The organism is Azospirillum brasilense, from assembly GCF_022023855.1.
Taxonomy (GTDB): Bacteria; Pseudomonadota; Alphaproteobacteria; order Azospirillales; family Azospirillaceae; genus Azospirillum; species Azospirillum brasilense_F.
Genome location: NZ_CP059450.1, coordinates 1,011,983 through 1,038,088 on the forward strand (window position 1 = coordinate 1,011,983; position 26,106 = coordinate 1,038,088).

Genomic DNA, 26,106 nt, shown 5'->3' on the forward strand with positions numbered 1-26,106 from the left:
TCCAAGGGAGAACGCTATGGAAGGCGATTTCGGGCTGGCCCTGCGCGGGCCGGCGACAGGAAAGCTGCGCCCGCTGGCCGGGCAGCGGGCGCTGGTCACCGGTGGGAATTCCGGCATCGGCCGGGCCATCGCACTGGCCCTGGGCGAGGCCGGGGCGGACGTCGTGGTCAATTACGTGTCGGGCGACGAAGCCGCCGGCATGGTGGCGGAGAGCATCCGCGATGCCGGCGCGCGCGCCCTACCGGTCAAGGCCGACGTGTCGCGCGAGAACCAGGTGGAGGCAATGTTCGCCCGCGCCGTCGAGGCCTTCGGCGGCCTGGACATCCTGGTCAACAACGCCGGCCTGCAGCGCGACGCGCCCTTGGAGGCGATGACGCTGGAGCAGTGGAGCACGGTGATCGGCGTCAACCTGACCGGCCAGTTCCTGTGCGCCCGCGCCGCCGTGCGCGCCTTCAAGCGCCAGGGCCTCCGCCCGGAGATTTCGCGGGCGCTCGGCAAGATCGTCTGCGTCAGCTCCGTCCACGAGGTCATTCCCTGGGCCGGGCACGTCAACTACGCTGCCAGCAAGGGCGGAGTGATGCTGATGATGAAGACCCTGGCGCAGGAGCTGGCGGCGGACCGTATCAGGGTCGTCGGCGTGGCGCCGGGCGCCGTCCGCACCCCCATCAACCGCGAAGCCTGGGAAACGCCGGAGGCTCACGCGGAATTGCTGAAGCTGATCCCCGCCAGGCGCATCGGGGAGCCGGAGGACATCGCCAACGCGGTGGTCTGGCTGGCCAGCGACGCCGCCGACTACATCACCGGCACGACGCTGTTCGTGGACGGCGGCATGACGCTCTACCCCGGTTTCGAAGCCGGAGGCTGAGCCATGGCCGGTCTGCTCCGAAACCACTGGCCGGAATACCTGATGGAGGCCGCGGGGCTCGGCCTGTTCATGATCTCCGCCGGGCTGTGCGCCACGCTGCTGGAACATCCGGGATCGCCCCTGCACCAGGCCCTGCCCTCGCCCGTGCTGCGGCGCGCGCTGATGGGTGCGGCCATGGGACTGACGGCGGTCGCCATCATCCACTCCCCCTGGGGGCGGAGGTCCGGCGCGCACATCAACCCGGCGGTGACGCTGGCCTTCCTGCGTCTGGGCAAGGTCCGGCCGGCGGACGCCGCCTTCTACATCGCCTTCCAATGCCTGGGCGGGCTGGGCGGCGCGCTTCTGGTCGCGGTACTGCTGGGGCGGCGCTTCACAAGCCCGCCCATCGCTGCCATCGCCACCGTGCCGGGCGCGGCCGGCACGGCCGCCGCCTTCGCCGCGGAGCTGACCATGGCCTTCCTGCTGATGGGCATGGTGCTGGTCACCACCAACCGCCCGGGGTGGGAACGCTTCACCGGCGCCGGTGCCGGTCTTCTGGTCGCGCTTTTCATCACCGCGGCGGCGCCGCTGTCGGGGATGAGCATCAACCCGGCCCGCACGCTGGCCTCCGCCGTCCCGAGCGGCCTGTGGACGGGGGCCTGGATCTACGCGATGGCGCCGCCGCTTGGGATGCTGCTGGCGGTGGAGGTGTACCGGCGCCTTCCGGGCCGGCGGCCGGTGCGCTGCGCCAAGCTGAACCACGACTCGCGCAGCCGCTGCATCTTCTGCGGCCAGCCCGCCCGCAGGGCGCCGCGATTGATCAATCAGGGAGGAGTCCATGCCCACGGACCGGTATGACGTGATCATCATCGGCTCGGGTGCCGGCGGCGGCACGCTGGCGTACCATCTGGCCCCGAGCGGCAAGCGCATCCTGCTGCTGGAGCGCGGCGAGCATTTGCCCCGCGAGCGCGAGAACTGGGATTCCCGCGCCGTTGTGGTGGAGGGCAAGTACAAGGCGGCGGAGACCTGGTACGACAAGGACGGCCGCGCCTTCCACCCCGGCACGCACTATTGCGTGGGCGGCAACACGAAGGTCTACGGCGCCGTGCTGTTCCGCCTGCGGGAGCGGGACTTCGCCCCGCTGCATCACCGGGCCGGCATCTCGCCGCCCTGGCCGATCTCATACGCCGACCTCGCCCCCTACTACACCCGGGCGGAACGGCTCTATTCCGTGCATGGGGAGCGGGGCAGCGACCCCACTGAGCCGCCCTGCGACGATCCCTACCCACACCCGCCGGTCAGCCACGAGCCGCGCATCCAGGCGCTGTTCGACGACCTGAAGCGCGCCGGCCAGCGCCCCTTTCCCCTGCCGGTCGGCATCCGGCTGGACGAATCCGCTCCCCACCGCAGCGCCTGCATCCGCTGTTCCACCTGCGACGGCTTCCCGTGCCTTATCCAGGCCAAGGCCGACGCGCACGTCACCTGCATCGCACCGACGCTGGAGCACCCGAACGTCACTCTGCTGACCGGCGCCTATGTGGACCGGCTGGAAACCACCCCGTCTGGCCGGGAGGTCACCGGCGTGGTGGTCCGCCGCAACGGCGTGGAGGAAACCCACCGGGCCGACATCGTCGTGGTGTCCTGCGGGGCCATCAACTCCGCGGCGCTCCTGCTGCGCTCCGCCAGCGACCGGCATCCGGGCGGGCTCGCCAACCGGTCGGGCGTGGTCGGGCGGCATTACATGTGCCACCTGAACTCCGCGCTGATCGCCGTGTCGCGGCGGCCAAACCCGACACGCTTCCAGAAGACGCTGGGGCTCAACGACTTCTACTTCGGGGCGGACGACTGGGACTTCCCGCTCGGCCACATCCAAATGCTAGGCAAGACCGACGCGGCGATGTTTTCCGCGGAGAGTCACGGCCTGCTGCCGGCCGGTGCGGCGGAACGCTTCGCCTCCCACGCGCTGGACTTCTGGCTGACGTCGGAGGATCTGCCCGACCCCGACAACCGGGTGGAGGTCGGCCGCGACGGGCGCATCACCCTGCGCTACACCCCCAACAATGTCGAGGCGCACGAGCGGCTGACCGCCAAGCTGAAGCAGCTGCTGCGCCACATCGGCTGCGAGCGCACGCTGATCCCGCGAGAGGCCTATTTCGGCAAGCGCATCCCCATCGCCGGCACCGGCCACCAGAACGGCACGATCCGCTTCGGCCATGACCCGGAAACGTCGGCGCTGGACGTCCACTGCAAAGCGCACGACCTCGACAACCTCTACGTCGTGGACGCGAGCTTCTTCCCGAGCAGCGCCGCGGTGAACCCGACGCTGACCATCATCGCCAACGCCATCCGCGTCGGCGTCCATCTGGCCGCGCGCTTGGGCGCGCAGGGGGGTGCGGCATGAAACGCTCGCCCCTCCCCATCCTCTTCCTCGTGGGCTTCGTCGTCCTGCTGTCGGCCGCGGCCGTCCGGGGGCAGACCGTTCGCGCGGTGGACTCGGTGGGCATCACCGTATCCGACATGGACCGCGCGCTGGCCTTCTATCGCGACGTCCTGACCTTCGAGCCGGTGGCCGACACCGAGGTCGCGGGCGACGCCTACGAGCGGCTGACCGGCGTCTTCGGCGCCCGCATCCGCATCGTGCGCCTGCGGCTTGGTTCGGAAGCCATCGAGTTGATCCAGTACCTCGCGCCGGAGGGCCGGCCGATCCCTGTGGATTCCCGCAGCAATGACCGCTGGTTCCAACACATCGCCATCATCACCGGCGACATGGACGCCGCCTACGCCCGGCTGCGCGCGGCCAAGGTGCGCCACGCCTCCACCGGGCCGCAGACCCTGCCGGCCTGGAACCCGAACGCCGGCGGCATCCGCGCCTTCTACTTCAAGGACCCGGACGGCAACCCGCTGGAGATCCTCCAGTTCCCACCGGGCAAGGGCAATCCGCGCTGGCAGGGGGCCGATGGCCGGCTGTTCCTCGGCATCGACCACACGGCCATCGTCGTCGCCGACACCGACGCCAGCCTCGCCCTCTACCGCGACCGGCTCGGCCTGCGCGTCGCCGGCACCAGCGAGAATTACGGCACGGAGCAGGAGCATCTGAACAACGTCTTCGGTGCCCGGCTGCGCATCACCACCCTGCGCGCCCCAAGCGGGCCGGGCATCGAGTTCCTGGAATACCTCGCCCCGCGCGACGGTCGCCCCGCCCCCGCCGACACACGCGCCAACGACCTGTGGCACGAGCAGGTGACCCTGCTGACCGACGACGATCCCGGCCCGGCCGCCGTGCTCCTGCCGGACCCGGCCCTCGGCCTCGCCCGCGCGGTGATGGCGCACGACCCGGACGGGCACGCCTACATCCTCGGCAATCCCCTCGGGAATTCCCGGCACACGGAGCTGAGCCATGAATGACCGCCTCCTCCGCACCGCCGTCGCCGCGCGCGACGCGCTGCCGCTCGCTCAAAAAGCAATCGGGCCGGCGCTGGACCTCGGCGTCCGCCTGTGGCTGGCCCAGGCCTTCTGGGTGTCGGGCATCGTCAAGCTGCACGACTGGGAGCAGGCGCTTTATCTCGCCCGGTACGAATACCCGGTGCCCTGGCTGAACCCGGTGCCCGCCGCCTGGATCGGCGCGGGGATCGAGCTGCTGTACCCGCCGCTGCTGGCGCTGGGCCTCGCCACGCGCCTCGCCGCGCTGCCCATGCTGGCGCTCGTGCTGGTCGCGCAGTTCGCCTACCGGCCGCTCGACGCGCACCTCGTGCAGGCCGCGCTGCTGGCGTGGCTGGTGGTCATGGGCGCCGGGCCGCTGTCGCTCGACCGGCGGCTGGCGCGCGGCCTGCCCGACAGCGCCCTGCCCTTCGCCAAGCCCGCGGCGCGCCTGCTGGAGGCCGTCACCCGCCGTGGCGGACCGGCCGTCCAAGTGGCGCTGCGGCTGCTGGTGGCGGGCATCGCCGCACGCTCCGGCGACCCGGCCGGCACCATCGGGGCCCTTCTGCTGACCCTGGGTCTGGGCTCCCGACTGGTGGCCCTGGCCTTGATTTGGCTGATGCCGGCCGGCGCAGCGCTCTCCTGGCCCCTTTTGCTGGGTGTGGTCGCGGTCTTCGGCCCGGGGCCGCTGTCGCTCGACAGGCATATCCGCCACACCATTGTCCGCCGCTGGCCGCGGCTGGCCGGCGTCACGCCACCGCTGCCAGACGACGCGCCGCATGTGGTCGTGGTCGGCGGCGGCTTCGGCGGGCTGGCGGCGGTGCGCGGGTTGGCGCAGGCGCCCTGCCGGGTGACGCTGATCGACCGGCGCAACCACCACCTGTTCCAGCCGCTGCTCTATCAGGTGGCGACCGCCAGCCTGTCGCCAGCGGACATCGCCACGCCGATCCGCAGCCTGCTGCGCGACCAGGCGAACGCCCGCGTGCTGCTCGGCCGCGTGGTCGGCGTGGACTCCGATGCCCGCGCGGTGCGGCTGGAGGACGGGCGCGCGGTGCCCTACGACCATCTCGTGCTCGCCACCGGCGCGCGGCACGGCTATTTCGGCCGCGAGGAGTGGGAGCCCGTCGCCCCCGGCCTGAAGAAGGTCGAGGACGCCACGGAGATCCGCCGCCGCCTGCTGCTCGCCTTCGAGGAGGCGGAGAACAGCGACGCCCCGGACGAGCAACGCGCTTTCCTGACCTTCGTCGTGGTTGGCGGCGGCCCTACGGGCGTAGAGTTGGCCGGCGCCATCGCCGAGCTGGCCCGCCACGGTCTGGAGGGCGAGTTCCGCGCCATCGACCCGGCCGAGGCCCGCGTCCTGCTGGTGCAGTCCGCCCCGCGCCTTCTGCCGACCTTCCCGGAGTCTCTGTCCGCCGAGGCCGCCGCGTCGCTGGAAGCGCTGGGCGTGACCGTCCTGACCGGAAGTGCTGTGGAGGCGGTGGAGGAGGGCGGCGTGACCGTCTCCGGCACGCGGATCGCGGCGCGCACCGTCTTCTGGGCGGCGGGGGTCGTCGCGTCGCCGGCGGCGCGCTGGCTGGGGGTGGCGGGTGATCGCGCCGGCCGGGTGCCCGTCGGCCCCGACCTGTCGGTGCCCGGCCTGCCGGAGGTCTTCGCCCTCGGCGACACGGCGCTGAGCCACGGCTGGGACGGCCAGCCGGTGCCCGGCCTCGCCCCGGCGGCCAAGCAGGGCGGCGCCCATGTCGCCCGCGTGATCCGCGCCCGGCTGGAGGGGCGGCCCGCCCCGGCACCCTTCCGCTACCGCCACGCCGGCAGCCTCGCCACCATCGGGCGCAAGGCGGCGGTCGCCGATTTCGGCCGGGTCCGCCTGACCGGCGCCGCCGCCTGGTGGCTGTGGGGCGTGGTGCACATTCTGTTCCTGTCGGGCATGCGCAACCGGCTGGGCGTGGCCGTGGAGTGGTTCTGGGCCTACCTGACCTTGCGCCAGGGGACCCGCCTGATCACCGGCCCGGCCGACCGCGCGCCCAAGCCGGCCTCCTTCGCCCCGCCCGCCCCCGCGCTGGAACGCGCCTCTTGAGAAAGGAGAAGGGCCATGACCCTGGTCATGACGCGTCCCCCATCCACCCTCACCGACGGCATGGATCTGATGCCGGTCCGCTTCGGCCGCGCGGTCTGCGGCGATCTGGCCCAGGCGGAGCGGCGGGAATGGTGGCTCGCCAACGGGCTTGGCGCCTACGCCGCCGGGACCATCGCGGGCAGCCTGACGCGGCGCTACCACGGCCTGCTGGTCGCCCCGGTGGAGCCGCCGCTCGGGCGCCGACTGGTCTTCGCCAAGGCCGACGCAACGCTGGTTGTCGACGGGCGGAACTGGCCGCTCTTCACCAACCGCTGGGCGAGCGGCGCCATCGCCCCCACCGGTCATGAGCATGCGGAGAGTTTCCAGCTCGACGGCCGCATCCCGGTCTGGACCTTCGCGGCCGCCGGCCGGCGGGTCGAGGCGCGGGTGTGGCTGGAGCAGGGCGCCAACACCGTCACCGCCGCGTGGCGCCTGCACGCCGACGCCGGGGATGGAGATGGCGTCGCCCTGCGCGTGTCCCTGCTGGTCAACGGCCGCGACCACCACGGCACCACGGACCGCCACGGCTTCACCCCGGACCTCCAGATGGACGGCCCCAACCGCCTGCGCGTGGTCGAGCCCAGCGGCTTCGCGCTGACGCTCCACGCCCCCTGCGGGCGGATCGAGCCCCGCCGCGACTGGCACGCCGACTTCCTGCTGCCCGTCGAGGAGGAGCGCGGCCTTCCGCCCGTGGACCATCACCTGTGCGTGGGCGAGGCGGTCTTCGACCTTCGCCCTGGCCGATGGGTGGGCGTGGTCGGCAGCCTGGAGGCCGAGGCCGACACGGACACCGCCGCCTCCCTCGCCCGCCGCCGCGCGCAGGAGGCCGCGGTTCTGGCGAAGGCCGACGACGCATTGCCAGAAATGGCTGGGGCCCCGGGCTGGGTGCGGCGACTGGTGCTGGCCTGCGACAGCTTCCTCTTCGCGCGGCCCCTGCCCGAAGTGCCGGACGGGCAATCGGTGATCGCGGGATACCCGTGGTTCGGCGACTGGGGCCGCGACACCATGATCGCCCTGCCCGGCCTGACGCTCGCCACCGGGCGGGCCGACAGCGCTCGGCGCATCCTGGAGACCTTCGCCCGCTTCGTGGACCGAGGCATGCTGCCCAACGTCTTCCCCGGGGCCGGGGAGCGGGCCGACTACAACACGGTGGACGCGGCGCTCTGGTATGTCGAGGCGTGGCGGGCCTACCTAGAAGCCACCGACGACGTGAAAGCGCTGGCGGGCGCCTTCCCGGTGCTGGCGGGCATCATCGACGAACACCGCCGCGGCACCCGCTACGGCATCGGGGAGGACCCGGCCGATGGCCTTCTGCGCGCCGGGGAGCCGGGGCTGCAGCTGACCTGGATGGACGCCAGGATCGGCGATTGGGTGGTGACGCCCCGGCACGGCAAGCCGGTGGAAATCAACGCGCTGTGGTTCAACGCGCTGTGCGCCATGGCCGGCTTCGCGGACCGGCTCGGCCAGACCTCCGCCCCATACCGCGAGACGGCGGAGCGGGTGCGGCGCTCCTTCGGGCGCTTCGTTCGGCCCGATGGCGGCCTGTACGACGTGATCGACGGCCCGGACGGCGACGACGCCTCCATCCGGCCAAACCAGATCTTCGCCGTCAGCTTGCCGCACTCTCCGCTGGAGCCCTTGGTCCAGGCCTGCGTGGTCGCCGAATGCCGACGGGCGCTGCTGACCAGCCACGGCCTGCGCTCCCTCGCCCCGGACCACCCCGACTACCGCGGCCACTACCGCGGCGGCGTATGGGAGCGCGACGGCGGCTACCATCAGGGACCGGTCTGGGCGTGGCTGCTCGGGCCCTTCGCGCTGGCGGTGCATCGGGTGACCGGCGACGCAAAGGCCGCGCAGCGGCTTCTGGAGCCCATCGCCGACCACCTGACCGACGCGGCCCTGGGCCAGGTCAGCGAAATCTTCGACGGCGACCCGCCGCACAGGCCGCGCGGCTGCCCCGTCCAGGCCTGGTCGGTCGCCTGCGTGCTGGAGGCGTGGTGGCGGCTGGAACAAGCAAAATCATCGAACGGGAGGACATGAACCATGCGAAACGTGGAACGGCAACGGCTTGAGGCCCAGCGCTCCGGCGCGGAGAACTGGCGGCTGTGGGGTCCGTACCTGTCGGAACGGGCCTGGGGAACGGTGCGCGAGGACTACAGCCCCCACGGCACGGCCTGGGAGGATTTCAGCCACGACCAGGCGCGCTCCCGCGCGTATCGCTGGAGCGAGGACGGGCTGGGCGGCATCAGCGACGACCGGCAGCGGCTGTGCTTCGCGCTGGCGCTGTGGAACGGCCGCGACCCGATCCTGAAGGAGCGCGCCTTTGGCCTGACCGGCAACGAGGGCAACCGCGGCGAGGACGTGAAGGAGTTCTATTTCCACCGCGACGCTACGCCGAGCCATTCCTGGCTGCGCTACCTCTACAAATACCCGCAGGCCGAATTCCCCTATGGACGCCTGCTCTTCGAGAACCGCATGCGCGGGCGAACCGACCCGCCCTTCGGCCTGCTCGACAGCGGCGTGTTCGACGATGGGCGCAGCTGGGACGTCGAGGTCACCTACGCCAAGGCGAGCCCGGAGGAGATTCACATCCGCATCGAGGCCGCCAACCGCGGCCCCGACCCGGCCGCGCTGCACCTGCTGCCCACCCTGTGGTTCCGCAACACGTGGAGTTGGTCGGGTGATGAAGCGCGTCCGATCCTGCGCGCTGTCGCCCCGCCGGCGGGCGCCGCCTGGGCGATCCGGACGGAGCATCCGGACCTCGGCGCTTACCACCTCTACGGCTCCGCCCCCGCCGAGCTGCTGTTCACCGAGAACGACAGCAACGCGGAGCGCTTGTGGGGCATCCCCAACGCCACCCCCTACATCAAGGACAGCTTCCACCGCCGCGTGATCCAGAACGAGACCGGCGCGGTCAACCCGGCGCTGGAGGGCACCAAGGCCGCCCCCTGGTATGTCCTCGACGTGCCGGCGGGGGAGGCGCGCGCCGTGGATCTCGTTCTTTCCGCCGTGCCCCTGGATCGGCCTTTCGCCCGCACCGCCGCCGTGTTCGCCGCACGCAGCCGCGAGGCCGACGCCTTCTACGACGCGCTGCTGCCCGACGCGGACGCGGAGGACAAGCGGGTGCTGCGGCAGGCGCTGGCCGGCATGATCTGGTGCAAGCAGTTCTTCCACTACGACGTGGCGCGCTGGCTGGACGGCGACCGGCTGCCGCCGCCGGACAGCCGCAAGGGGGGCCGCAACCGGTCCTGGAAGCACCTGACGTCGTCCGACATCATCTCCATGCCCGACACGTGGGAGTATCCGTGGTTCGCGGCCTGGGACCTCGCCTACCATTGCGCGGCGCTGGCACTGGTGGACGTGGACTTCGCCAAGGACCAGATCGAGGTTCTGCTCTCCGAACGCTTCCTGCACCCCAACGGCCAGATCCCGGCCTATGAGTGGGCCTTCGGCGACGTCAACCCGCCGGTGCACGCCATGGCCGCCTTGAAGGTCTTCCGGGCGGAGCGGGTGCAGCGCGGCGAGGGGGACACGCATTTCCTGCACCGCGTCTTCCACAAACTGCTGCTGAACTACGCCTGGTGGGTGAACCGCAAAGACGCCGACGGGCACAACGTGTTCGAGGGCGGCTTCCTCGGGCTCGACAACATCTCCGTCTTCGACCGCTCGCAGCCGCTTCCCCCCGGCTACAGCCTGAAGCAGGCCGACGCCACCGGCTGGATGGCCATGTTCGCGCTGAACATGGTCGTGATGGCGCTCGAACTGGCGGCGGAAGACCCGGACTACGAGGACATCGCCATCCAGGTTTACCAGCAGTTCCTCAGCATCGCGAACGCCATCGGCGGCCATGCGCCGGGGGCGGTGTCGCTGTGGGATGAGGCGGACGGTTTTTTCAAGGACCTGATCGTGTGCCCGGACGGCAAGGTCTCGCGCGTGAACGTCTATTCCATGGTCGGGCTGATCCCGCTGTTCGCGACGGAGGTGGTGGACCGCCGCCTGCTGGAGCGGGTGCCCCGCTTCCGCCGCATGCTCACCACCCACAAGGGCGGCAAGTTCCAGGGCAGCTATGTCTGCGCCTGCCCGGACTGGGAGAATGACCGGGGCGAGCATCTGCTGGCGCTGGTCGATCACACGATGCTGCCGCGCATCCTGCAGCGGCTTCTGGACCGCGACCAGTTCCTGTCCGACTACGGCATCCGCAGCGTCAGCCGCATCCACGCGGAGCACCGGCACCTGGGTGACCTGCCCGGCGTCGGCCAGGCGCTGATCGAGTATGTGCCGGGCGAGTCCACCTCCGGCCTGTTCGGAGGCAACTCCAACTGGCGCGGTCCGGTGTGGATGCCCGTGAACTACACGCTGGTGCAATCCATCGAAAAGTTTCACCGCTTCCTGGGCGACGCCTACCGCGTGCCGGTGCCCTGCCTGGGCGGCCGGGAGCTGACGCTGAAGGAGATCGCCACCCTGATCGCCGACCGGCTGGTGTCGCTCTACCGCCCGGACGAGTCCGGCCGGCGGCCGGTCTACTGCACGCAGCCGCACTTCCACGAGGACCCGCACTGGCGCGACCTGCTGCTGTTCTACGAATATTTCCACGCCGACACCGGCCAGGGCCTGGGCGCCGCCCACCAGACCGGCTGGACGGGCCTGCTCGCCAATCTCGTCCTGCGGCGCCACCGGACGGACATTCCGGACTATTGGAAAGCGCGCAGCCCCGGCGAGGTCGTGGACGCGTAGCGGAGCCGGTTGCCCCCATCCTTCCCACGCTGCCCCTGGGCCCCTTCCCTCCCTCCCCTCCGTCAACCGGGGAGGGTTAGGGAAGGGGCATTGCGCTCCCACCCACCTCCACGTCGCACCAGCCCACCGCGCCCGCCTTGCTTTCCGCGCCGTCCCAGCGGTGGGTCTGGGCGATGCGGATGGCGACCTGCTCCACCGGGGTGAAGCGGCGGCCGGCGATGGTGACCAGCGACACCGTCCGCGACACCTCCGGGTCGATGATCACGCGCGTCGATAGGCCCGGCAGGATGGCCAGATGCTCCGGCATCACCGCGCAGCCCATGCCGGCGGCGATCATCGCCTGGACCCAGTCTTCCCGCTCGCTGTGGTAGCGGACGTTCACGTTGTGGCGTTTCGGCTGCCCGAGCGCCTCGAAATGGTAGCGAAACTCGCAGTGAACGCGCTGCAGATAGTCCTCGCCGTTCAGTTCGGTCAAGGGAATGGCGTTCATGGCCTCGAACCGGTGCCCCTTCGGAAAGGCGATCAGGTAGCGCTCCGTGAACAGCGGCCGGACCGTGCAGCGCTCCGGGAAGGAGGGCAGCGCCACCAGCGCCACGTCCAGTTCGCCGGCCAGCAACGCCTCGACCAGCGGCTTGGCCGGCAGATCGCGAATCATCAGGTCCAGCATGGGAACGCGCGTCTTCAATTGCTCGAAAAAACCGACCAGCCGGGCCGGGCTGATCGTGCACATGACACCAAGCTTCAAGGGGGCGCGGTCCATGGAACGGTACTGCTTCGCCTCGGCCAGCACGGCGGCGTTGGCGCTGTAGATCGCTTCCAGATGCGGCTGGGCGAGCCGCCCGAGTTCGGTCAGGTGGGTGTTGTGATGCTCCCGGCTGAAGAGAAGGCCGCCCATCTCCTCCTCCAGCTTCTGGATGGCGCGGGTCAGCGACGGCTGGGTGACGTTGCACTGTTCCGCCGCACGCGTGAAGTTCAGCGTCTCCGCCACGGCGAGGAAGTAGCGGATCTGGTGCATCTCCATTGCAACCTCCCTGCGCAGGGGGCGCCCCATAGCCGGCGGCTATGCAGACAATAGGACCAAAGCATTTCAGATCGTTCCGGACAACGAATACTTTGGGTTTGTCAACCACTCCCCTTGGCGGGAGAGACAACCGAAGGAGATGACCGATGACTGAAACGACCAATGGCCTGACGATTGCTGCCGCTCTGGCCGGTGCCCTGTCGCTGGCGGCGCTCCTGCCGGCCACCACCGCCGCCGCGGCGGAGGCCGGCGGCCTGGAGAAGTGCTACGGCATTTCCAAGGCGGGGCAGAACAGCTGCGCCAACGAGGCCGGCACCCATTCCTGCGCCGGGCAGTCCACCAAGGACTATGACGGCGGCGAGTGGCGGGCGGTCCGGGCCGGCGTCTGCACCGAGATGGGCGGCAAGCTGGCGGCCTTCCAGGGCGTCGGCATGCCCAAGGACATGACCAAGGCCGACACGAACACCGGCAAGAAGAGCTGATCCGGGCCACAGCCCTGCCCCACCCGCCGATCGCCGGAGGTTCCCGCCATGCACGCCGCGCCCGACGCCCCCCGCACCGTTTCTCCCCTGCCGGCACGGGCCGGCGTCGGACTGCGGCACCGCCACGTCGCGGAGTTCCTGACCATGCGCCCCGCCGTGGCCTGGATCGAAGTGCACAGCGAAACCTATCTGGCGGCCGGCGGCCCCCGCCTGACGGCACTGGAGGCGATCCGCCGGGACTACCCGCTCAGCGGGCACGGGGTCGGCCTGTCGCTCGGCTCCGCCGACGGGGTCGATCCCGACCACCTCGACCGCCTGGCCGCCCTTTACGCCCGCATCCAGCCGGAGCTGGTTTCCGAGCACCTGGCGTGGAGCAGCGCCGGCGGCACCTACCTGAACGACCTGCTGCCCCTGCCCTACACCGAGGAAGCGCTTGACACCGTCCGCCGCAACGTCGAGCGCGTCCAGGAGAGGCTGAAGCGCCCGATCCTGGTGGAGAACCCGTCGCGCTACCTGACCTTCGACGCCTCCGCGATCCCGGAGGCGGAGTTCCTGGCAGAGCTGGCGCGCCGGACCGGCTGCGGCTTGCTGCTGGACGTCAACAACATCCACGTCAGCGCCCACAACGTCGGGCTCGACCCGCGCGCCTATCTCGACGCCATTCCGCCGGAGGCGGTGGGCGAGATCCATGTCGCCGGCCACGCGGTGCACGATACCGGCTGCGGCACGCTGCTGATCGACGACCACGGCAGCCCGGTCGCCGATCCCGTCTGGGACCTGCTGGACGAGGCGTTGCGCCGCACCGGCCCGCGGCCGGTGCTGGTCGAATGGGACACGCACGTGCCGGACCTGCCGGTCCTGCTGGCCGAGGCCGGGCGCGCCGACCGCAGCCTTCATGCCGTGACGGAGGGAGCCTGCCATGCTGCGTGACCTTCAGGCCGCCATGGGCCGCGATCTCCTGCGCGCCGGGAACAGCATCCCGCCGGGCATCGAGGACGGCGCCATTCCCGCCTCCATCCGCTTCGCCATCCACGCCAACAACGTCGTGGGCTCCCTGGCCGGGGCGCTGGAGGCCGCCTTCCCGGCAACCGCCCGGCTGCTCGGCGGCCCGGCCTTCCAAACGGAGGCCCTGGCCTTCGTGCGCCGGCACCCGCCGCGCGTGCCGCAGCTGCTGGCTTATGGCGACCAGTTCCCCGACCACCTCGCGCGCCAAATGGCCGACCGTCCCTGGGCCGCTGACCTCGCCCGCGTCGAGTGGGCCTGGAACGCCGCCTATTTCGCTGCGGACGCCCCGGTGCTGGACATCGCCGCGCTGCGCGCCCTGCCGGACGACCGCTATCCGGCGCTGCGGCTGGCGATGCACCCGTCGGCCCACCTGCTGACCTGCGCCTTCCCGGTCCTGGAGCTATGGGACGCGCTGCGCCGGGGCGGCGACGCACCCGCCGCCATCGCGGCCGGCACGCAGCACCTGCTGATCGTCCGCCCGCTGCTGGAGGTGCAGGCGGTCACGTTGGGGCCGGGCGAGGCGACCTTGCTGATGGCCCTGTCGGCGGGTGCCGACCTCGCGCACGCCGCCTTGGCGGCATCGGCGATCGAGCCCGGCTTCGGCCTTCAGCGCACGCTGCTGGCCCACCTGCAACTGGGCAGCTTCACCGCCTTCACGCTTCCCTCAAAGGAGGACTGATCCATGACTCACGCCGCCATCGGGTCCCGCCGCGGACACCGCGCGCTGCACGACCTGTCCGCCACCGTCTCCGCCGTCATCGCCGGCCTGGGGCGCTGGGGAGCGCCCCTGCTGCAACTGGCGATCCGGCTGTGGATCGCGCGGGTGTTCTTTTTGTCCGGCCTGACGAAGATCCAGGACTGGGACACCACCGTCCTGCTGTTCCAGGAGGAATACCGCGTGCCCCTGCTGTCGCCGGGGGTCGCCGCGCTGCTGGGGACGGCGTTCGAACTCGGCATGCCGGTCCTGCTGGCCGTGGGCTTGGCGAGCCGCCTCGCGGCGCTGCCCTTGCTCGGCATGGCGCTGGTGATCCAGTTCGTCCTGGGCTCCGCCAACCCGGCCTACGATTCCGTGGAGCATGTCTATTGGATGTTCCTGCTGCTGGCGATCCTGGTGCACGGCCCGGGCCCGCTGTCGCTCGACCGTATCGTCCAAAGCGCGCTCACCGGCGCGTCCCGCTGATCGAAACCCGATTGAACCCGGCAACGGTGACCCTGGATGTTTAGTCCCGACATTTGATGGTGCATTGTATCCGCAGGAATGGAAGGATGCATTATGGGCCACGTACTCCATGGGAGCGCCACGACGACAGAGGCATCCGTCATCTCGGCGTCGAGCATCCGCTTCGCGCCGGCGATCAGCTGCCCGACCTTCGCCATGCTCTGGTCGACGGGAGAAGGCGGCTTGGTCACAGGGGAACCCCGTCACGGCGCACGGACGAGCCCAGGACGGACCGCTCGAGCCCGCCCGGCGGCGGCAGCACCACATCCACGGACTCCCCGGCCTCGTCCATGAGTTGCGTCCCCACGTCGCCGGCGGCCGCGATGTCATCCCAGCCGCAGTGGCCGTCGTTCAGCAGCACTGCCACGTCCCAGTCGCTGTCCGGCCGGTGATTGCCGCGCGCCCGGCTGCCGAACATCCTCAGAGCAGCGCGCCTGGCCGCCCGGCGTGGTCCGCGGCGCGGCTCTGTTGCAAAGTTTGCCGGCAGGCGCGAGATGATGGTTACGGGCATCACCGCCGATGCTATGCGTCCTGGAGTTCGAGTTGCTGGCTGATGAACTGCACGGCCTCGGCGAGCACGCAGGGTCCGACGTTGAAGGCGCGTTCGACAAGGCCCGCCTCGCCCCGCATGTCGCGGGTGATGTTGAAGCTGGACGCTTGGCCTTTGCGGAGCGCCCGCATCACCTCAAAGCCCTTGACCGTTGCGTAGGCTGTCTTCAGGGTCTTGAAGCCCCGCACCGGGCGGATCAACTGCTTCAGCTTGCTCTGGTCGGCTTCCACCACATTGTTCAGGTATTTGACCTGCCGGTGCTCCGTGTCCTCCGGGCATTTGCCCTCGGCTTTCAGTTCCGCCAGGGCTGGCCCATAAGTTGCCGCCTTGTCGGTGTTGATGACCGTCGGCTTCTCACACGCCTTCAAGCCGTTCAACGCCTTGGACAGGAAGCGCTTGGCGGCGGCGGTGTTTCGCGTGGGAGAGAGATAGAGGTCGATGGTGGTGCCATGCTTGTCAACGGCACGGTACAGGTAAGAGGTTGTTGAGAAGAATAATAAGAAAATACAGCATCAATGCTGACTCGAAACGCGCGCCCCAAATGATCTGTTGATCAAGCATGCAGAGTCGGCGCCTTGGGAGGAGATCGCATGCCCCTGGACCGTTACCCGACAGACTTGACCGATGGCGAGTGGGCGGTCGTCTCGAAGCTCTTCACGAAGAGTGAGCATCGCGGAGCGCAGCGCAAACACGACCTGAGGCGCATCATAGACGGATGTTTGTATGTCCTGCGTGGCGGCATCGCTTGGCGCATGATGCCCCACGATCTGCCGCCTTGGACGGACATGTACGATCACTTCCGCCGCTGGCGGCAAAAGCGGGAAGTGGGAACAGGTCAATGCGGCGCTGCGCGCGCAGTATCGAACGCGGCGTGGCCGCAAAGCTCAACCCACGGCGGCGGCGATCGACAGTCAATCGGTGAAAACAACCGAATCCGGCGGCCCGCGCGGGTATGATGGTGGCAAGAAGATCAGTGGACGGAAACGGCAAGCTCTGGTCGACACCGAAGGCGACGTTCTGAAGGTGCGGGTGCATCCGGCGGATCTTCATGACAAGGCCGGAGGAATGCTCCTACTGGCGGGCTTGCACCTGTGGTTTCCCGCGATCCAGCTGGTCTGGGCCGACACGCATTATCAAGGCCTGAAGACCTGGGCCAAAGACCGGCTCGGCTGGACCATCGAAGTCGTCAAGCATTGGTGGACCGGTATTCAGGGCTTTTGGCTCGCCCCTGGCCAGGAACCTCCCGAAATTCCCAAAGGTTTCCATGTTCTGCCGCGCCGCTGGGTCGTGGAAAGGACATTCGCGTGGCTTGGCAGACATCGCCGTTTGTCAAAAGATTACGAGCGCCTTCCAGAGTCGGAGGAGACATTCATTTACATGGCGATGAGCCACATTCTCGTGAAGCGCCTCGCGCGTCCGCCATCGCATTTGCACTGAATTTCCTCGGACTTCTTCTCAACTGCCTCTCATACCAAGACTCACGGATCATGACCGATGAGCCCAGTCGCGCAGTCCGATGGACATGATGGTCCAGGGCTGCTCGACGAGGGCGTTCCAGGCGAAGCAGCAGTGATCGAGGATGTTCTGGTAGGAGGTGAAGATCCGGTTGGAGAGCCAGTTGTCGCGCATGTACTGCCAGATGTTCTCCACCGGGTTCAGCTCGGGCGATTTCGGCGGCACCGGCAGCAGGGTGAAGTTGCCGGGGACCGGCAGTTTGGCCGAGGTGTGCCAGCCGGCCTGATCGAGCAGGACGACGGCATGGGCCCCGGGCGCCACGGCGCGGGCGATCTCCTCCAGGTGCAGCGCCATCGCCTCGCTCGTGCAGCGCGGCAGCACCAGGGCCGCGCCTTTGCCCTGGGCCGGGCAGATCGCGCCGAACAGATAGGCCGAGCGCGTGCGCTGATCGTGCTGGGCCGCCGGTCGGGTGCCCGGCGTGCCCAGCGCGGGTGATTTTGTTCTTTCTGGCCGATGCGGGCTTCGTCCTGCCACCAGACCTCTATGGGCTTGCCGGCGGCCTCGTGCGCGGCGATCTGCGCCAGCAGGGCGGGGAAGTTTTTTTGAACGCCTCGGCCGCTTCGGGATCCTCGGCGTGGTGGCGGGGGCGGGCCGACAGCTTGCGCAAACCCAGAGCGCGCAGTTCCCGGCTCAGCGTCTGCTTGGAGACGGTTACACGGAACTCGTTCCAGAGCCAGTGCAGCAGGTCGGCAATCCGCCAACGTACGACCCCATGCACCGCCGGGATCGGTCCATCCTCGACGACCTGGCACAGGGCCGCCCGGTGATGGTCGGCCAAGCGCGGCTGCGGGCCCGGCGCCTTGCCGGTCAGCAAGCCCGCCGGTCCCGCGTCATTGAAACGCAGCACCCAGTCGCGCACCGTTTGCAAGCCGACCCCGCCGATCTGCGCCGCGGCCAAGCGCGGTTCTCCGTCGTAGATCGTCGCCAGGGCGAGCAGCCGACGGACTTGGCCGGGATCGTGAGAGGCACGGGCAAGCCGACGCAGAGCGGCGGCATCGTAATCGCTGCGTAGCGGAACCGGAGCGGCCATCGTGGACCTCGTCGCCATGGTCTCTCCGGTGAATCACGCGGCACGCTCCTCCGGGAATCACCGCATGAGGCGTACTCCACAGGACTTGGTATAAGCCCTACAGACGCAAGGTTCCATACCGGTTGCCGATCCACTGGCGCATTGAAGCGACCTTACCTAGACAGACCGGTGCCGCTGCCTGAGCAGGAACCCAGAGTAGAACGAAGGCACAGCTGAAGATGTGGTGGATATTTCCACTTCCTTTTGTAAGCTCCTGTCCTGTAGTTAAGACTTTCGGCAAACAATTCAACCTACTACGGTGTGATATGAATAAGGAAAAACCGCAGGCCATCGATCCTTCTACCAGCGCCTGCGTGATCCCTCCAGCCCTCCCGAAGGGCGACCTCCACAAGTTGATGTTCCGATATTCTGAGCAAGAGGCACAGGAGATTGGAGACTACGTCGAGTGGCAAGCGCATGGAGAAGAAACGGTTCTACACGCTGAAAAGGTGGCAAGCGAACGCGTGATGGGACACGATCACGACGTATGGGACATTCACACTGACAAGGGGCGCTGGTGGGTTATCACAAACCCAACAAACCTCTACTCTCAGGAACTAATGCCAAGCCTCGATTACACGCTCTCATTTCACATTGGCCTAATGGCTCGTGTCGCCGCCCGTCGAGAACTGGATGGCTCTGATGCCGAGCGAGAGTTCGTTTTAGTAACCTCTCGAAAGCTACTGCAAGCTGGCGAGGCACTTGATGCAGCCGATGAGGCCGAGGAGTTTCAAGCTGTCGGGATGCGCTGCCGCGAGTGTCTGATCACGTTTATTCGGGAGTTGGCTGATGGGTTCGACTTCGGTGCCGGCGACGATCCGCCGAAAGCAGCGGACTTCCCAGCTTGGAATGACCTGATCGCGAACACAGTCGCACCAGAGGCCTCGATGGAGTACGTCCGAGGGTACTTGAAGACCACAGGTGAGCGAGCCTGGAGGCTGGTCAATTGGCTGACCCACGCAGCCAACGCAACATCAGCGGACGCCCATCTGGCATGGGATGCTACAGCACACGTTGTCGCAAACTACACGAGGGCCGTCCTCAAGATGAAGGCGAAGGCGCCGGATCAGTGTGGGCGCTGCAAGTCGTTCCGGGTCCGGGTGGATTGGCGTCCCGACCTCGGAGACGAGGGCATGTATGTCGCGAGGTGCGAGGAGTGTGGGGCCCAGGAACACCCGGCGAGCGATCAAATCGCCGACGACAACTAACTCGAATACCTCCGCCCAGCACCCCAGTAGGAAGGCGCCCGACGTGCGCATGCCGCATTCTCATTTGCCGACCAGACAGTCGGTGACGCCGATACGGTCCCCAAGCGCGTCCTACGTGAGGCCCAACTGCCGGCGCCGGGCGATCAACTGCGGCAGCAGGTCGCCCGTCCACAGATCGTGACGCCCCGTCACGGCGAAACCCGCCCTTCGAGACGGGGGCCGTGGCTCCCGGCGCCGTCCTGCGGCCCATCGTGCAGCACAAAGGGACCCCGCCCGTAGCCGAGAACGATGTTGACGATCAGCACGCCATCGGAAGACGGCTGCTCCTTCGGCGGGATGTAGCCGGCCCGGTTCGCCAAGTCCTTGCTGGCCTCCAAGCGCACGTACTCCGACTTCGCCATGTCGCCCAGGAATTCGATGGTGGCGAGCGCCTTTACGCCCCTGCGCTTCATCGCGTCACGCACACGCCGGTCCAGTTCCTCCTGGACGTGTGGCTTCCGCAGCGCCAGCGAAAGGGCTTCCCGGCGCATTTCAGCGCTTTGGGCTGCATCGGTGATGGTACGGGCGCCGTGTACCAGGGCATCGAGTGCAGCGCTCAACTTGCGCGAAATCCCGCGGTGCCGGGGCCGTTCCGGTTCCACGTTCGCCGACCCGAAACTGGGCTTGGCGGGCAGCGTGCTCATGCGTTCCTCCGTCAGTTTCGACGCCCCGCACCAGATCGGGAGCAGACGGAATTATACCCGAAAACCATCCGATATCGGATGATTTCTGTTGGGTATGCTTCGGGAAAGTTGGAGGACACCGAACCTTTTGTGGAAATTTTACGTGAGCAGTCCCTCCCCCCGCGGCAGAGCCGCGGTTTTTGACCCCCACCCCCTCCAAGCCGAAGGGTAGGGGGGTGTCTTCTGCTGGACCAGCACACAGCGCGGATCGGAGCGGCGCGCCTGTCCTGCACCCCATCCCCTGACCGCAGGCCCGAGACGATGCGATGGTGCATTCGCATACCGGCATCCAACCTGTGGAAGCATGCCTCTGGCAGCCCGTTGGGAGTCCATGGAGTCGCCCCAGACGTTGGCCGCTGGGGCAGTAGCTCCCCGCCCCGCAGGCCGCAACCAGCAGCCCCCCGGCGCCGGCCTGATGAGGCGGCATCGCCTACCAGTTGATGAAGCCTCCGGCAAAGGGCGCTATGGGAAGTGACGATCCCGATTGCGCCGCGGGTTAAGGCTGCCTCCCTGCTCGTCACTTCGACCATCGCCCGCATGCCCCCGCCTCCACTCCACCTTTGCGTTTGAACAGAGCCGCGGGCGCGGCACGCTTGGTGCTTCCTCATGATGGAGGCACCCATGCTTCGGATCGCCGCGCTCTCCAGCCTTCTGGCCCTTGCCGTTCCAGCCGCCGCAACGGCGAACTGCTACCTCTCCCCGCTGGGTGACCCCGGCTCGCTGACCGGACAGAGCTACCGGTGCAGCGACGGGTCCAGCGGCACCTACCGCACGGACGGCACGAGGGGCGACAGCATCAGGCACCGGGACCAGGACGGTGGAACCACGACCTACCGCCCGAGCCCGCTCAGCCGACCCGACGATCTGATGGGGCAGACGTTCCGGCAATCCGGCCCGTCCACGAGCTTCGGCTTCGGCAGCAGCCCGCCGCCGTCATCGTTCCGTCTGCGGCAGTGGTGATCCCGGCGCAGGGCAAAGGCGTTCCCAGCGGAGCAGTGGACGCGGCCACGCCTCGCGGACAGGGACCGGTATGGCGAAGCCGCTTCCGCCGGACGAGCACCTCGATAAACCGCCCCTGAGAGCGGGTTCATGCCGATGAGGGGCCGCGCGGGCGGAAAAGCCGCGCATTTCAGGGGCTGGACTCTCGGTTTTGGCTGAAAAGGGCGGAAATATGCGGCGATTTTGGCGCTATACGGGCGCAGCTCGCCCCTCAAGCCAGATCAGGCGTCGGAAATTGTAAGCGAGGTTGGCGATGCCAATCTTCACCGTCGCGCGACCAAGGCCGATGGTGCGGATGAACAGCCCCATGCGCGCCTTCTGGTCGGCGAACACATGCTCGACGGCCGAGCGCACCGCCGAGCGGGCGCGGTTGGCACGCTGGTGGGGCTCCGGCATCGGCCGGCCCTTCGGCTTGCGGAAATGCACCATGCTGCGGCGCCCCGCCGCCGTGATGGCCGCTTCGTTGGTCTTCGAGCGGTAGGCGCTGTCCGCCCATACCCGGCTGTCGAAAGCGTCCGGGTTGAGCAGGCCCGGCAGTTGCGCGCCGTCGTGCCGCGCCGCGTCGGTGACGATGAAGCGCCGGATCAGACGGAACCGGCGGTCGATGGTGATGTGCGACTTGTAGCCGAACGCCGGGATCAGAAGTCCCTCCACCATGCGCGCCTCGGACCCGTCGAGCGTCGGCCCCGGCTTCGCCTTGACCCGTCCCCGCTTCACCGTCCAGCGCGCCTGTGTGTCCTTCTGGCGCGCCTTGGCCGGCGGCCAGGGCGGGTCTTCACCGTCACGGATCTGGCGCTTCTCCTCCCGGGTCAGCCGCTGCCGGGGCGCCTCCACGATGGAGGCGTCGATGATCTGGCCGCCCAGGGCGAAGTAGCCGCGCTCCTTCAATGCCGTGTCGAAGCGGGCGAACAGGCCTTCCATCGCTCCCGCCGTCACCAGCGCCTCGCGGAACAGCCAGATCGTCGTCCGGTCCGGAACCCGGTCGCCCAACCCCAGCCCGAGGAACCGCATGAACGACAGCCGGTCGCGCACCTGATACTCGGCTAGCTTGTCCGACAGCCCATACAGCGCCTGCAGCACCAGGATCTTGAACATCATCACCGCGTCCAGCGGCGGCCGGCCGCCCCTGGAGCGATCCTTGCGTCCCAGGGCCGCGTCAAGCGGCGGGCGGAACACTTCGAAGTCCACCACCGACGACAGACGTTCCAGTGGATCGCCGCTCTTGCTCAACTCCGCATAGCGGTCCTGAAGATCGAACAGCCCAGCTTGACCGGCCATGTCCCGTCCTCCTTCGCCCTCAAGCCAAGGGAATCACCAGAACGCCGGCCGCGCTAGGTTTTTCGAGGCTTCCGGACGGTGGTGACTCGCAGCAATCATGACCAGCCCATAAATGGGTCCCCTGGTTATGATCGTGCTCGACCGCCACTCACCTCGGATTGGCAATCGTCCGGCTTGCCCCGGCGTCGAGGCCGGGGCTCGCACCCCGGCAGTTCAGGCGTCCACACGCTCCAGCCACCGGGCTGCCGTCACGCACCCGCCGGGGGCTGCGCCGGTCGGCCAATCCGGGCGAGCTACGTTCCGCCATGCGACGTGTGATGCTCGGCGAGGGGTGAATGAAGATCGTTCCAGCCCTGCCGCGCGGCGCAGTGATGGGAAGGTGTGCTGGTGAACATGCTGGCGCTGGCCGTGAGGAAACTCGCGGGGAGCGGCTGTCCGATGCGGCGGCCCCGCCTTCTTCCCGACCGTCACCGGATGCTCCGGCTATTCACCACCGGATGCTCCGGCTATTCACCGTGCCAGCATCGGAAGCAGCGGCCTCCAGGCGCAGCAACACCCGGCCTGCCTACGATGCCTGCTTCCGGTCATCATCGCGACGGTGTGGGACAGAGCGTGGTACGCACAACTGGCGAACCAGCTTTTCCCGTTTTAAATCAACATGTTACGTTGGGGAAGTGGCGGAGGGGATGGGATTCGAACCCACGATAGGGGTTTGAGCCCCTATAACGGTTTAGCAAACCCGTTAACGCCACTTCCAGTCACCGCCAAAACCGGTGAAATTCCTTTGTTTCTGCGGCTTTGCTGTCGCGCAACACGCGCAACACGCGAGAACGAAAACGGTCCGCGAGGGCACGAAAGGTGTCATAGCACGAGGATCTGCGTTCTCATCACGTTCTCATGCAATTTTCACCATTCGGACGCGACCGTGATGTTTGGGATGGGCGTCGCTTTGCCGAAGCCTTACGGGCCGGCCTCACCGTGCACCAGCCGGTGGAGGTCTTCGATCGCCGACACGACGAGCTGGCAATCGCCCACAAGCGCCTCGCTGGTCTGCTTCCACACTTCGAGCTTGGCGAGAATGCCGGCGGGGGTGGCGGCAGGGGTGGAGCAGATGACGGACTCAGCCGCATCGACTTCCGCGCTCCAATGGTACGTCTCGTCCCACATGACGCGTTGGATCGGGTCGCGCTGGATCTCGTCGTGGGTCAGGCCGGCTTGCTCCAGCTCATTCCAATGGGCTTCCACCCGCTTGTTGGCGCCTTCGCATTTGGCGTCCACCTCCCACCAGTGAGCGCACAGGGAAAGGACCGGATCGGGCACGGCGGCCGGCGCACGCACGTCGAGCGAGGCGATTGCAGCCCCGAAGGGGTCCACGGCATCCGCCGGGCCGGGAACGGCCAGGACCACCGCCGACGCGCCGGCCAGGATGGAGCGGCGGGATAATGGCTCAAGCATGGGGCACCCCCTGCCCGGCCAGCCACGCCGCCAACTCGTTCCGCCGGGCGCCCACCCTCTTCGTCCCGACCTTGAACGTCGGAATCCGTCCCTTGTCGTGGAGGTTTCGGGCCTGCCGCTCCGTCAGGTTCAGAGTATGGGCGATGGCCTTGACCCCGTACAGCAGGTCGCCCGGCTCGGTCGCGCGGATGCGGACCTTGCTCCCGGTCAGCGCCTTCGGCTTCTCCTCGGCGATCTGGACGGGCTTGGCGGCACCCGCCACCAGCTCGCCCACCACCGCAGCCAGCCGGCCCACCTCAGCGGCCAGAGCAGCTATAGCGGCCCCCTCGGGTGAAGCGAGCTTGCCCCGCCTGTAAGCCAAGAACACCTCGATGATCTGCCGGCGCACCAGGGCGGCTTGCGGGGTGCGGGACAGGGCGCAGATGACCAGGGCTTGGCCTTCGTTCAGGTAGTAGGCTTTGCCGGGGCGGCCTCGGCCCATGGGATCGGTGTTTTCCGCCACGGCGGCGGAAATAACTCCGTAGCTCTCCAGCTCGGAGCGGTTCCGTTCGATCAGGGAGCGGACCTTGTGAACGTCGGAGAAGCCCAGACGCTCAGCAAGGGCGAGGTCGAGCACCCGCGGTTCACCGTCTTGGTCGTTCAGCTGGTCGGGTGTCAAAGGCGGCAGGTCGGCGGGCTTGGTCGGCACCAGGGCGCCCACCGATTTCCGGCGGCCAGCGCTGGGCAAGGGTGTGGTATTCTCGGAATCAGCCATGATCCGTAGCTCCATGCAGCTCGATTGTGGTTAGGCCGGGCGGGGTGTTCCCAGCACCCCGTTCGGCCACAACAGCGGTTGCGCCGTGCCTACACTCCGCCTACACGTCAATTCAGATTGTAGGCACGGTGATAACATGGCGCGCACAAACCCGCTTGGCGTCCGAGTGGAACCTGAGATCAAAGAAGCCCTGGAGCGCGCCGCAAAGGACGATGACCGGTCGGTGTCGTCGCTGGTCGAGCGGGTGTTGAAGGCATGGTTGGTCGAGCGGGGTTATCTGCCAAAGCCGGAGTAAGGGTGCTCTCAAACCCGTCAACGAACCTAGACAAAGTTAACGGCTCGCATCTACAGAAGCTGGGCTTTACTCCTCGCTTTTGAGGTCAATGCGAACAGACCGCACGCGTATCCACTTGCACACTCCCTTGCGTTCTGCAACTGTCAAAGCGCCCTTTCTGCTCAGAAACTCTACCCGCGCTATCTTCGGCTAGTTTTTTGCAATGCGGAAGGGCGCCAACTCGTCTGGTTGCCTGAATCACTCAGGGAAATGTCGTAGCTCTCGTGTCGTTAGAACGGAGTTCTGGAATCACTTCCTGACTGAGAAAAGCAACTCAATGATCAATTACAGATTAAAGTTATGCGGAGACAGTAATGCCGGTTTTCGAAACATTCTCTAAGCGCAGGGATAAAAAAATAAAAGCTGGTTCGGAGGACGTTTATATCTACGAGCCAATACCTAACCCACTCAGAGTACAAGTTATCCATATTCTAAAAGACGCCCTAACGTCTTATTACGGTTTTACATTTAATAGAGAACAGACAGATGAAGCATGGTCATTAATAAATGATACCCTAAAAAGAGAAAAAGGGGTTCTTGCGCTCACCAGAAAAGTCACAACAAGCCCGAGCGAGCATGTAACGGAATATATATTAAATGGAGAAACAGATGATTTTCTTGATGCCGTTGATCTTTCATTTAAGGTTGTTCATTTTTATTTACCACAAATAAACGAGTATGAAAAGAAGCGACTTGGAATTAAAATTGATGAAGTTGAGGCTGTGAAAGAATTGAATGCCAGATTTCGCGAACACGGAATTGGCTACGAGTTTGTCAATGGGCAGCTGATACAGATAAGCAACAGGCTTCTCCATGTGGAGACTGTTTTACCAGCCATCCGACTGTTGCACGAGGAGCAATTCGAAGGGGCAGATCAAGAAATAAGAAATGCTTTTGAACACTATAAAAGAGGAGAATTCTCGGACGCCATCGTGGATGCGCACAGCGCATTTGAGAGTGTACTCAAGTCGATTTGCGATGGGATGGGATGGGATTATCCAAAAAATGCACCTGGGGCCAATATTCTAAACATTGCGAAAAATAAGGGGTTGTTTCCGGATTACTTGGATAACTCATTTGACCAATTGATATCCGTTTTAAAATCAGGTCTGCCGAAAGTTCGTAATGAGGAAGGAGGACATGGGCAGGGCAAAGAAATCAAAGAAACTCCTAGGCATGTGGCCTCCTTTGCCTTGCACTTAGCGGCTACAAAAATAGTGTTTTTAGTAGATGCTTACCGTGAAATGAAGATTAGCAAGGGTCGTGACTGATGCGACCGCTTTCCGCTTGGCGAGATAACACTTTAATGTGCCACTGAAACCATCAGCATATCTTTCCCCGTAGTTGTCGTCGCAGATCAATAGCAACTGCGGCGACACCTCACGTC

General features: G+C 67.1%; 22 protein-coding genes and 2 pseudogenes. 16 read left to right on the forward strand and 8 right to left on the reverse strand.

Annotated features, from left to right (window positions below; all coding sequences use genetic code 11):
• Nucleotides 1-16: 16 nt before the first annotated feature.
• Genes H1Q64_RS17855 through H1Q64_RS17885 form a run of 7 tightly spaced genes read left to right on the forward strand, consistent with a single transcriptional unit; the run spans nt 17 to nt 11,108 of the window.
• The gene (locus tag H1Q64_RS17855; protein WP_237906448.1) at nt 17-865 is read left to right on the forward strand and encodes an SDR family oxidoreductase; all 849 of its coding nucleotides are present in this window, start codon (nt 17-19) and stop codon (nt 863-865) included.
• 3 nt (nt 866-868) lie between these two features.
• Nucleotides 869-1,702 carry an MIP/aquaporin family protein gene (locus H1Q64_RS17860; protein ID WP_237906449.1) on the forward strand — a complete coding sequence of 278 codons (834 nt, stop codon included), beginning with the start codon at nt 869-871 and terminating at the stop codon, nt 1,700-1,702.
• The gene (locus H1Q64_RS17865) at nt 1,683-3,245 is read left to right on the forward strand and encodes a GMC oxidoreductase (RefSeq protein ID WP_237906450.1); all 1,563 of its coding nucleotides are present in this window, start codon (nt 1,683-1,685) and stop codon (nt 3,243-3,245) included. Before H1Q64_RS17860 ends, H1Q64_RS17865 begins: the two co-directional genes overlap by 20 nt.
• A complete protein-coding gene (locus H1Q64_RS17870) occupies nt 3,242-4,249 on the forward strand; it encodes a VOC family protein (RefSeq protein WP_237906451.1) in 1,008 nt (335 codons plus the stop codon). The genes H1Q64_RS17865 and H1Q64_RS17870 overlap by 4 nt, the downstream gene beginning before the upstream one ends.
• Nucleotides 4,242-6,335, forward strand: coding sequence for an FAD-dependent oxidoreductase (locus H1Q64_RS17875; RefSeq protein ID WP_237906452.1), 2,094 nt, complete (start codon nt 4,242-4,244; stop codon nt 6,333-6,335). The genes H1Q64_RS17870 and H1Q64_RS17875 overlap by 8 nt, the downstream gene beginning before the upstream one ends.
• A gap of 15 nt (nt 6,336-6,350) precedes the next feature.
• Nucleotides 6,351-8,414 carry an amylo-alpha-1,6-glucosidase gene (locus H1Q64_RS17880; protein ID WP_237906453.1) on the forward strand — a complete coding sequence of 688 codons (2,064 nt, stop codon included), beginning with the start codon at nt 6,351-6,353 and terminating at the stop codon, nt 8,412-8,414.
• Nucleotides 8,415-8,417: 3 nt separating this feature from the next.
• Nucleotides 8,418-11,108, forward strand: a complete 2,691-nt coding sequence (locus H1Q64_RS17885; protein ID WP_237906454.1) for an MGH1-like glycoside hydrolase domain-containing protein — start codon at nt 8,418-8,420, stop codon at nt 11,106-11,108.
• 76 nt (nt 11,109-11,184) lie between these two features.
• Here the strand turns inward: H1Q64_RS17885 and H1Q64_RS17890 are convergent, their stop codons facing one another.
• Entirely contained in the window at nt 11,185-12,129 is a 945-nt protein-coding gene (locus tag H1Q64_RS17890) for a LysR family transcriptional regulator (RefSeq protein WP_237906455.1), read from the reverse strand.
• Between the two features lie 146 nt (nt 12,130-12,275).
• On the opposite strand from H1Q64_RS17890, the gene H1Q64_RS17895 reads away from it, so the two are divergent.
• Genes H1Q64_RS17895 through H1Q64_RS17910 form a run of 4 tightly spaced genes read left to right on the forward strand, consistent with a single transcriptional unit; the run spans nt 12,276 to nt 14,796 of the window.
• On the forward strand, nt 12,276-12,611 hold the full coding sequence (locus tag H1Q64_RS17895; protein WP_237904945.1) for a DUF2282 domain-containing protein: 336 nt from the start codon (nt 12,276-12,278) through the stop codon (nt 12,609-12,611).
• A gap of 48 nt (nt 12,612-12,659) precedes the next feature.
• Nucleotides 12,660-13,541, forward strand: a complete 882-nt coding sequence (locus H1Q64_RS17900) for a DUF692 domain-containing protein (protein WP_237904946.1) — start codon at nt 12,660-12,662, stop codon at nt 13,539-13,541.
• Entirely contained in the window at nt 13,531-14,295 is a 765-nt protein-coding gene (locus H1Q64_RS17905) for a DNA-binding domain-containing protein (protein ID WP_237904947.1), read from the forward strand. The genes H1Q64_RS17900 and H1Q64_RS17905 overlap by 11 nt, the downstream gene beginning before the upstream one ends.
• A 3-nt stretch (nt 14,296-14,298) precedes the next feature.
• Entirely contained in the window at nt 14,299-14,796 is a 498-nt protein-coding gene (locus H1Q64_RS17910) for a DoxX family protein (protein ID WP_237904948.1), read from the forward strand.
• 226 nt (nt 14,797-15,022) lie between these two features.
• Here the strand turns inward: H1Q64_RS17910 and H1Q64_RS17915 are convergent, their stop codons facing one another.
• Nucleotides 15,023-15,346: a nucleotidyltransferase family protein gene (locus H1Q64_RS17915; protein WP_269145371.1), complete on the reverse strand. Its 324-nt coding sequence runs from the start codon at nt 15,344-15,346 to the stop codon at nt 15,023-15,025.
• 11 nt (nt 15,347-15,357) lie between these two features.
• Nucleotides 15,358-15,864, reverse strand: a pseudogene (locus tag H1Q64_RS17920) (IS6 family transposase); the annotation flags it as partial.
• Nucleotides 15,865-15,975: 111 nt separating this feature from the next.
• Here H1Q64_RS17920 and H1Q64_RS17925 point away from each other — a divergent pair.
• Nucleotides 15,976-16,822 (forward strand): IS5 family transposase gene (locus tag H1Q64_RS17925; RefSeq protein ID WP_237904950.1). Its coding sequence is split into 2 segments (ribosomal slippage): nt 15,976-16,197 and nt 16,199-16,822, totalling 846 coding nucleotides; the frame shifts between segments, so codons are not numbered across the junction.
• Between the two features lie 48 nt (nt 16,823-16,870).
• Here H1Q64_RS17925 and H1Q64_RS17930 read toward each other — a convergent pair.
• A pseudogene (locus H1Q64_RS17930) lies at nt 16,871-17,930 on the reverse strand (IS630 family transposase).
• Between the two features lie 218 nt (nt 17,931-18,148).
• On the opposite strand from H1Q64_RS17930, the gene H1Q64_RS17935 reads away from it, so the two are divergent.
• The gene (locus tag H1Q64_RS17935) at nt 18,149-19,177 is read left to right on the forward strand and encodes a hypothetical protein (protein ID WP_237904951.1); all 1,029 of its coding nucleotides are present in this window, start codon (nt 18,149-18,151) and stop codon (nt 19,175-19,177) included.
• Nucleotides 19,178-19,365: 188 nt separating this feature from the next.
• On the opposite strand, the gene H1Q64_RS17940 is transcribed toward H1Q64_RS17935, so the two are convergent.
• Nucleotides 19,366-19,860, reverse strand: coding sequence for a hypothetical protein (locus H1Q64_RS17940; protein WP_237904952.1), 495 nt, complete (start codon nt 19,858-19,860; stop codon nt 19,366-19,368).
• 660 nt (nt 19,861-20,520) lie between these two features.
• Between H1Q64_RS17940 and H1Q64_RS17945 the strand changes: the two genes are divergently transcribed.
• Nucleotides 20,521-20,859 carry a hypothetical protein gene (locus tag H1Q64_RS17945; protein ID WP_237904953.1) on the forward strand — a complete coding sequence of 113 codons (339 nt, stop codon included), beginning with the start codon at nt 20,521-20,523 and terminating at the stop codon, nt 20,857-20,859.
• A gap of 228 nt (nt 20,860-21,087) precedes the next feature.
• On the opposite strand, the gene H1Q64_RS17950 is transcribed toward H1Q64_RS17945, so the two are convergent.
• The 3 genes from H1Q64_RS17950 to H1Q64_RS17960 all read right to left on the reverse strand — a co-directional run bounded on the left by H1Q64_RS17950 (nt 21,088) and on the right by H1Q64_RS17960 (nt 24,385).
• Nucleotides 21,088-22,176: a transposase gene (locus H1Q64_RS17950; protein WP_237904954.1), complete on the reverse strand. Its 1,089-nt coding sequence runs from the start codon at nt 22,174-22,176 to the stop codon at nt 21,088-21,090.
• A gap of 960 nt (nt 22,177-23,136) precedes the next feature.
• Nucleotides 23,137-23,631, reverse strand: coding sequence for a hypothetical protein (locus H1Q64_RS17955; protein WP_237904955.1), 495 nt, complete (start codon nt 23,629-23,631; stop codon nt 23,137-23,139).
• Nucleotides 23,624-24,385 (reverse strand): helix-turn-helix transcriptional regulator, encoded by a 762-nt coding sequence (locus H1Q64_RS17960; protein ID WP_237904956.1) that lies wholly within the window; start codon nt 24,383-24,385, stop codon nt 23,624-23,626. Before H1Q64_RS17960 ends, H1Q64_RS17955 begins: the two co-directional genes overlap by 8 nt.
• Before the next feature lie 136 nt (nt 24,386-24,521).
• Between H1Q64_RS17960 and H1Q64_RS17965 the strand changes: the two genes are divergently transcribed.
• Complete coding sequence (locus H1Q64_RS17965) at nt 24,522-24,680, forward strand: ribbon-helix-helix protein, CopG family (RefSeq protein WP_237904957.1); 159 nt, start codon at nt 24,522-24,524, stop codon at nt 24,678-24,680.
• A gap of 353 nt (nt 24,681-25,033) precedes the next feature.
• Nucleotides 25,034-25,990: an STM4504/CBY_0614 family protein gene (locus tag H1Q64_RS17970; RefSeq protein WP_237904958.1), complete on the forward strand. Its 957-nt coding sequence runs from the start codon at nt 25,034-25,036 to the stop codon at nt 25,988-25,990.
• Nucleotides 25,991-26,106 lie beyond the last annotated feature (116 nt).

Coding starts and splice junctions, on each gene's coding strand:
- H1Q64_RS17860 (WP_237906449.1), top strand. CDS start 869: ATGGCCGGTCTGCTCCGAAACCACTGGCCGGAATACCTGATGGAGGCC.
- H1Q64_RS17885 (WP_237906454.1), top strand. CDS start 8,418: ATGCGAAACGTGGAACGGCAACGGCTTGAGGCCCAGCGCTCCGGCGCG.
- H1Q64_RS17855 (WP_237906448.1), top strand. CDS start 17: ATGGAAGGCGATTTCGGGCTGGCCCTGCGCGGGCCGGCGACAGGAAAG.
- H1Q64_RS17960 (WP_237904956.1), bottom strand. CDS start 24,385: ATGGCTGATTCCGAGAATACCACACCCTTGCCCAGCGCTGGCCGCCGG.
- H1Q64_RS17950 (WP_237904954.1), bottom strand. CDS start 22,176: ATGGCCGGTCAAGCTGGGCTGTTCGATCTTCAGGACCGCTATGCGGAG.
- H1Q64_RS17865 (WP_237906450.1), top strand. CDS start 1,683: ATGCCCACGGACCGGTATGACGTGATCATCATCGGCTCGGGTGCCGGC.
- H1Q64_RS17870 (WP_237906451.1), top strand. CDS start 3,242: ATGAAACGCTCGCCCCTCCCCATCCTCTTCCTCGTGGGCTTCGTCGTC.
- H1Q64_RS17880 (WP_237906453.1), top strand. CDS start 6,351: ATGACCCTGGTCATGACGCGTCCCCCATCCACCCTCACCGACGGCATG.
- H1Q64_RS17945 (WP_237904953.1), top strand. CDS start 20,521: ATGCTTCGGATCGCCGCGCTCTCCAGCCTTCTGGCCCTTGCCGTTCCA.
- H1Q64_RS17935 (WP_237904951.1), top strand. CDS start 18,149: ATGTGGTGGATATTTCCACTTCCTTTTGTAAGCTCCTGTCCTGTAGTT.
- H1Q64_RS17970 (WP_237904958.1), top strand. CDS start 25,034: ATGCCGGTTTTCGAAACATTCTCTAAGCGCAGGGATAAAAAAATAAAA.
- H1Q64_RS17955 (WP_237904955.1), bottom strand. CDS start 23,631: ATGCTTGAGCCATTATCCCGCCGCTCCATCCTGGCCGGCGCGTCGGCG.
- H1Q64_RS17940 (WP_237904952.1), bottom strand. CDS start 19,860: ATGAGCACGCTGCCCGCCAAGCCCAGTTTCGGGTCGGCGAACGTGGAA.
- H1Q64_RS17965 (WP_237904957.1), top strand. CDS start 24,522: ATGGCGCGCACAAACCCGCTTGGCGTCCGAGTGGAACCTGAGATCAAA.
- H1Q64_RS17910 (WP_237904948.1), top strand. CDS start 14,299: ATGACTCACGCCGCCATCGGGTCCCGCCGCGGACACCGCGCGCTGCAC.
- H1Q64_RS17900 (WP_237904946.1), top strand. CDS start 12,660: ATGCACGCCGCGCCCGACGCCCCCCGCACCGTTTCTCCCCTGCCGGCA.
- H1Q64_RS17890 (WP_237906455.1), bottom strand. CDS start 12,129: ATGGAGATGCACCAGATCCGCTACTTCCTCGCCGTGGCGGAGACGCTG.
- H1Q64_RS17915 (WP_269145371.1), bottom strand. CDS start 15,346: ATGCCCGTAACCATCATCTCGCGCCTGCCGGCAAACTTTGCAACAGAG.
- H1Q64_RS17875 (WP_237906452.1), top strand. CDS start 4,242: ATGAATGACCGCCTCCTCCGCACCGCCGTCGCCGCGCGCGACGCGCTG.
- H1Q64_RS17895 (WP_237904945.1), top strand. CDS start 12,276: ATGACTGAAACGACCAATGGCCTGACGATTGCTGCCGCTCTGGCCGGT.
- H1Q64_RS17905 (WP_237904947.1), top strand. CDS start 13,531: ATGCTGCGTGACCTTCAGGCCGCCATGGGCCGCGATCTCCTGCGCGCC.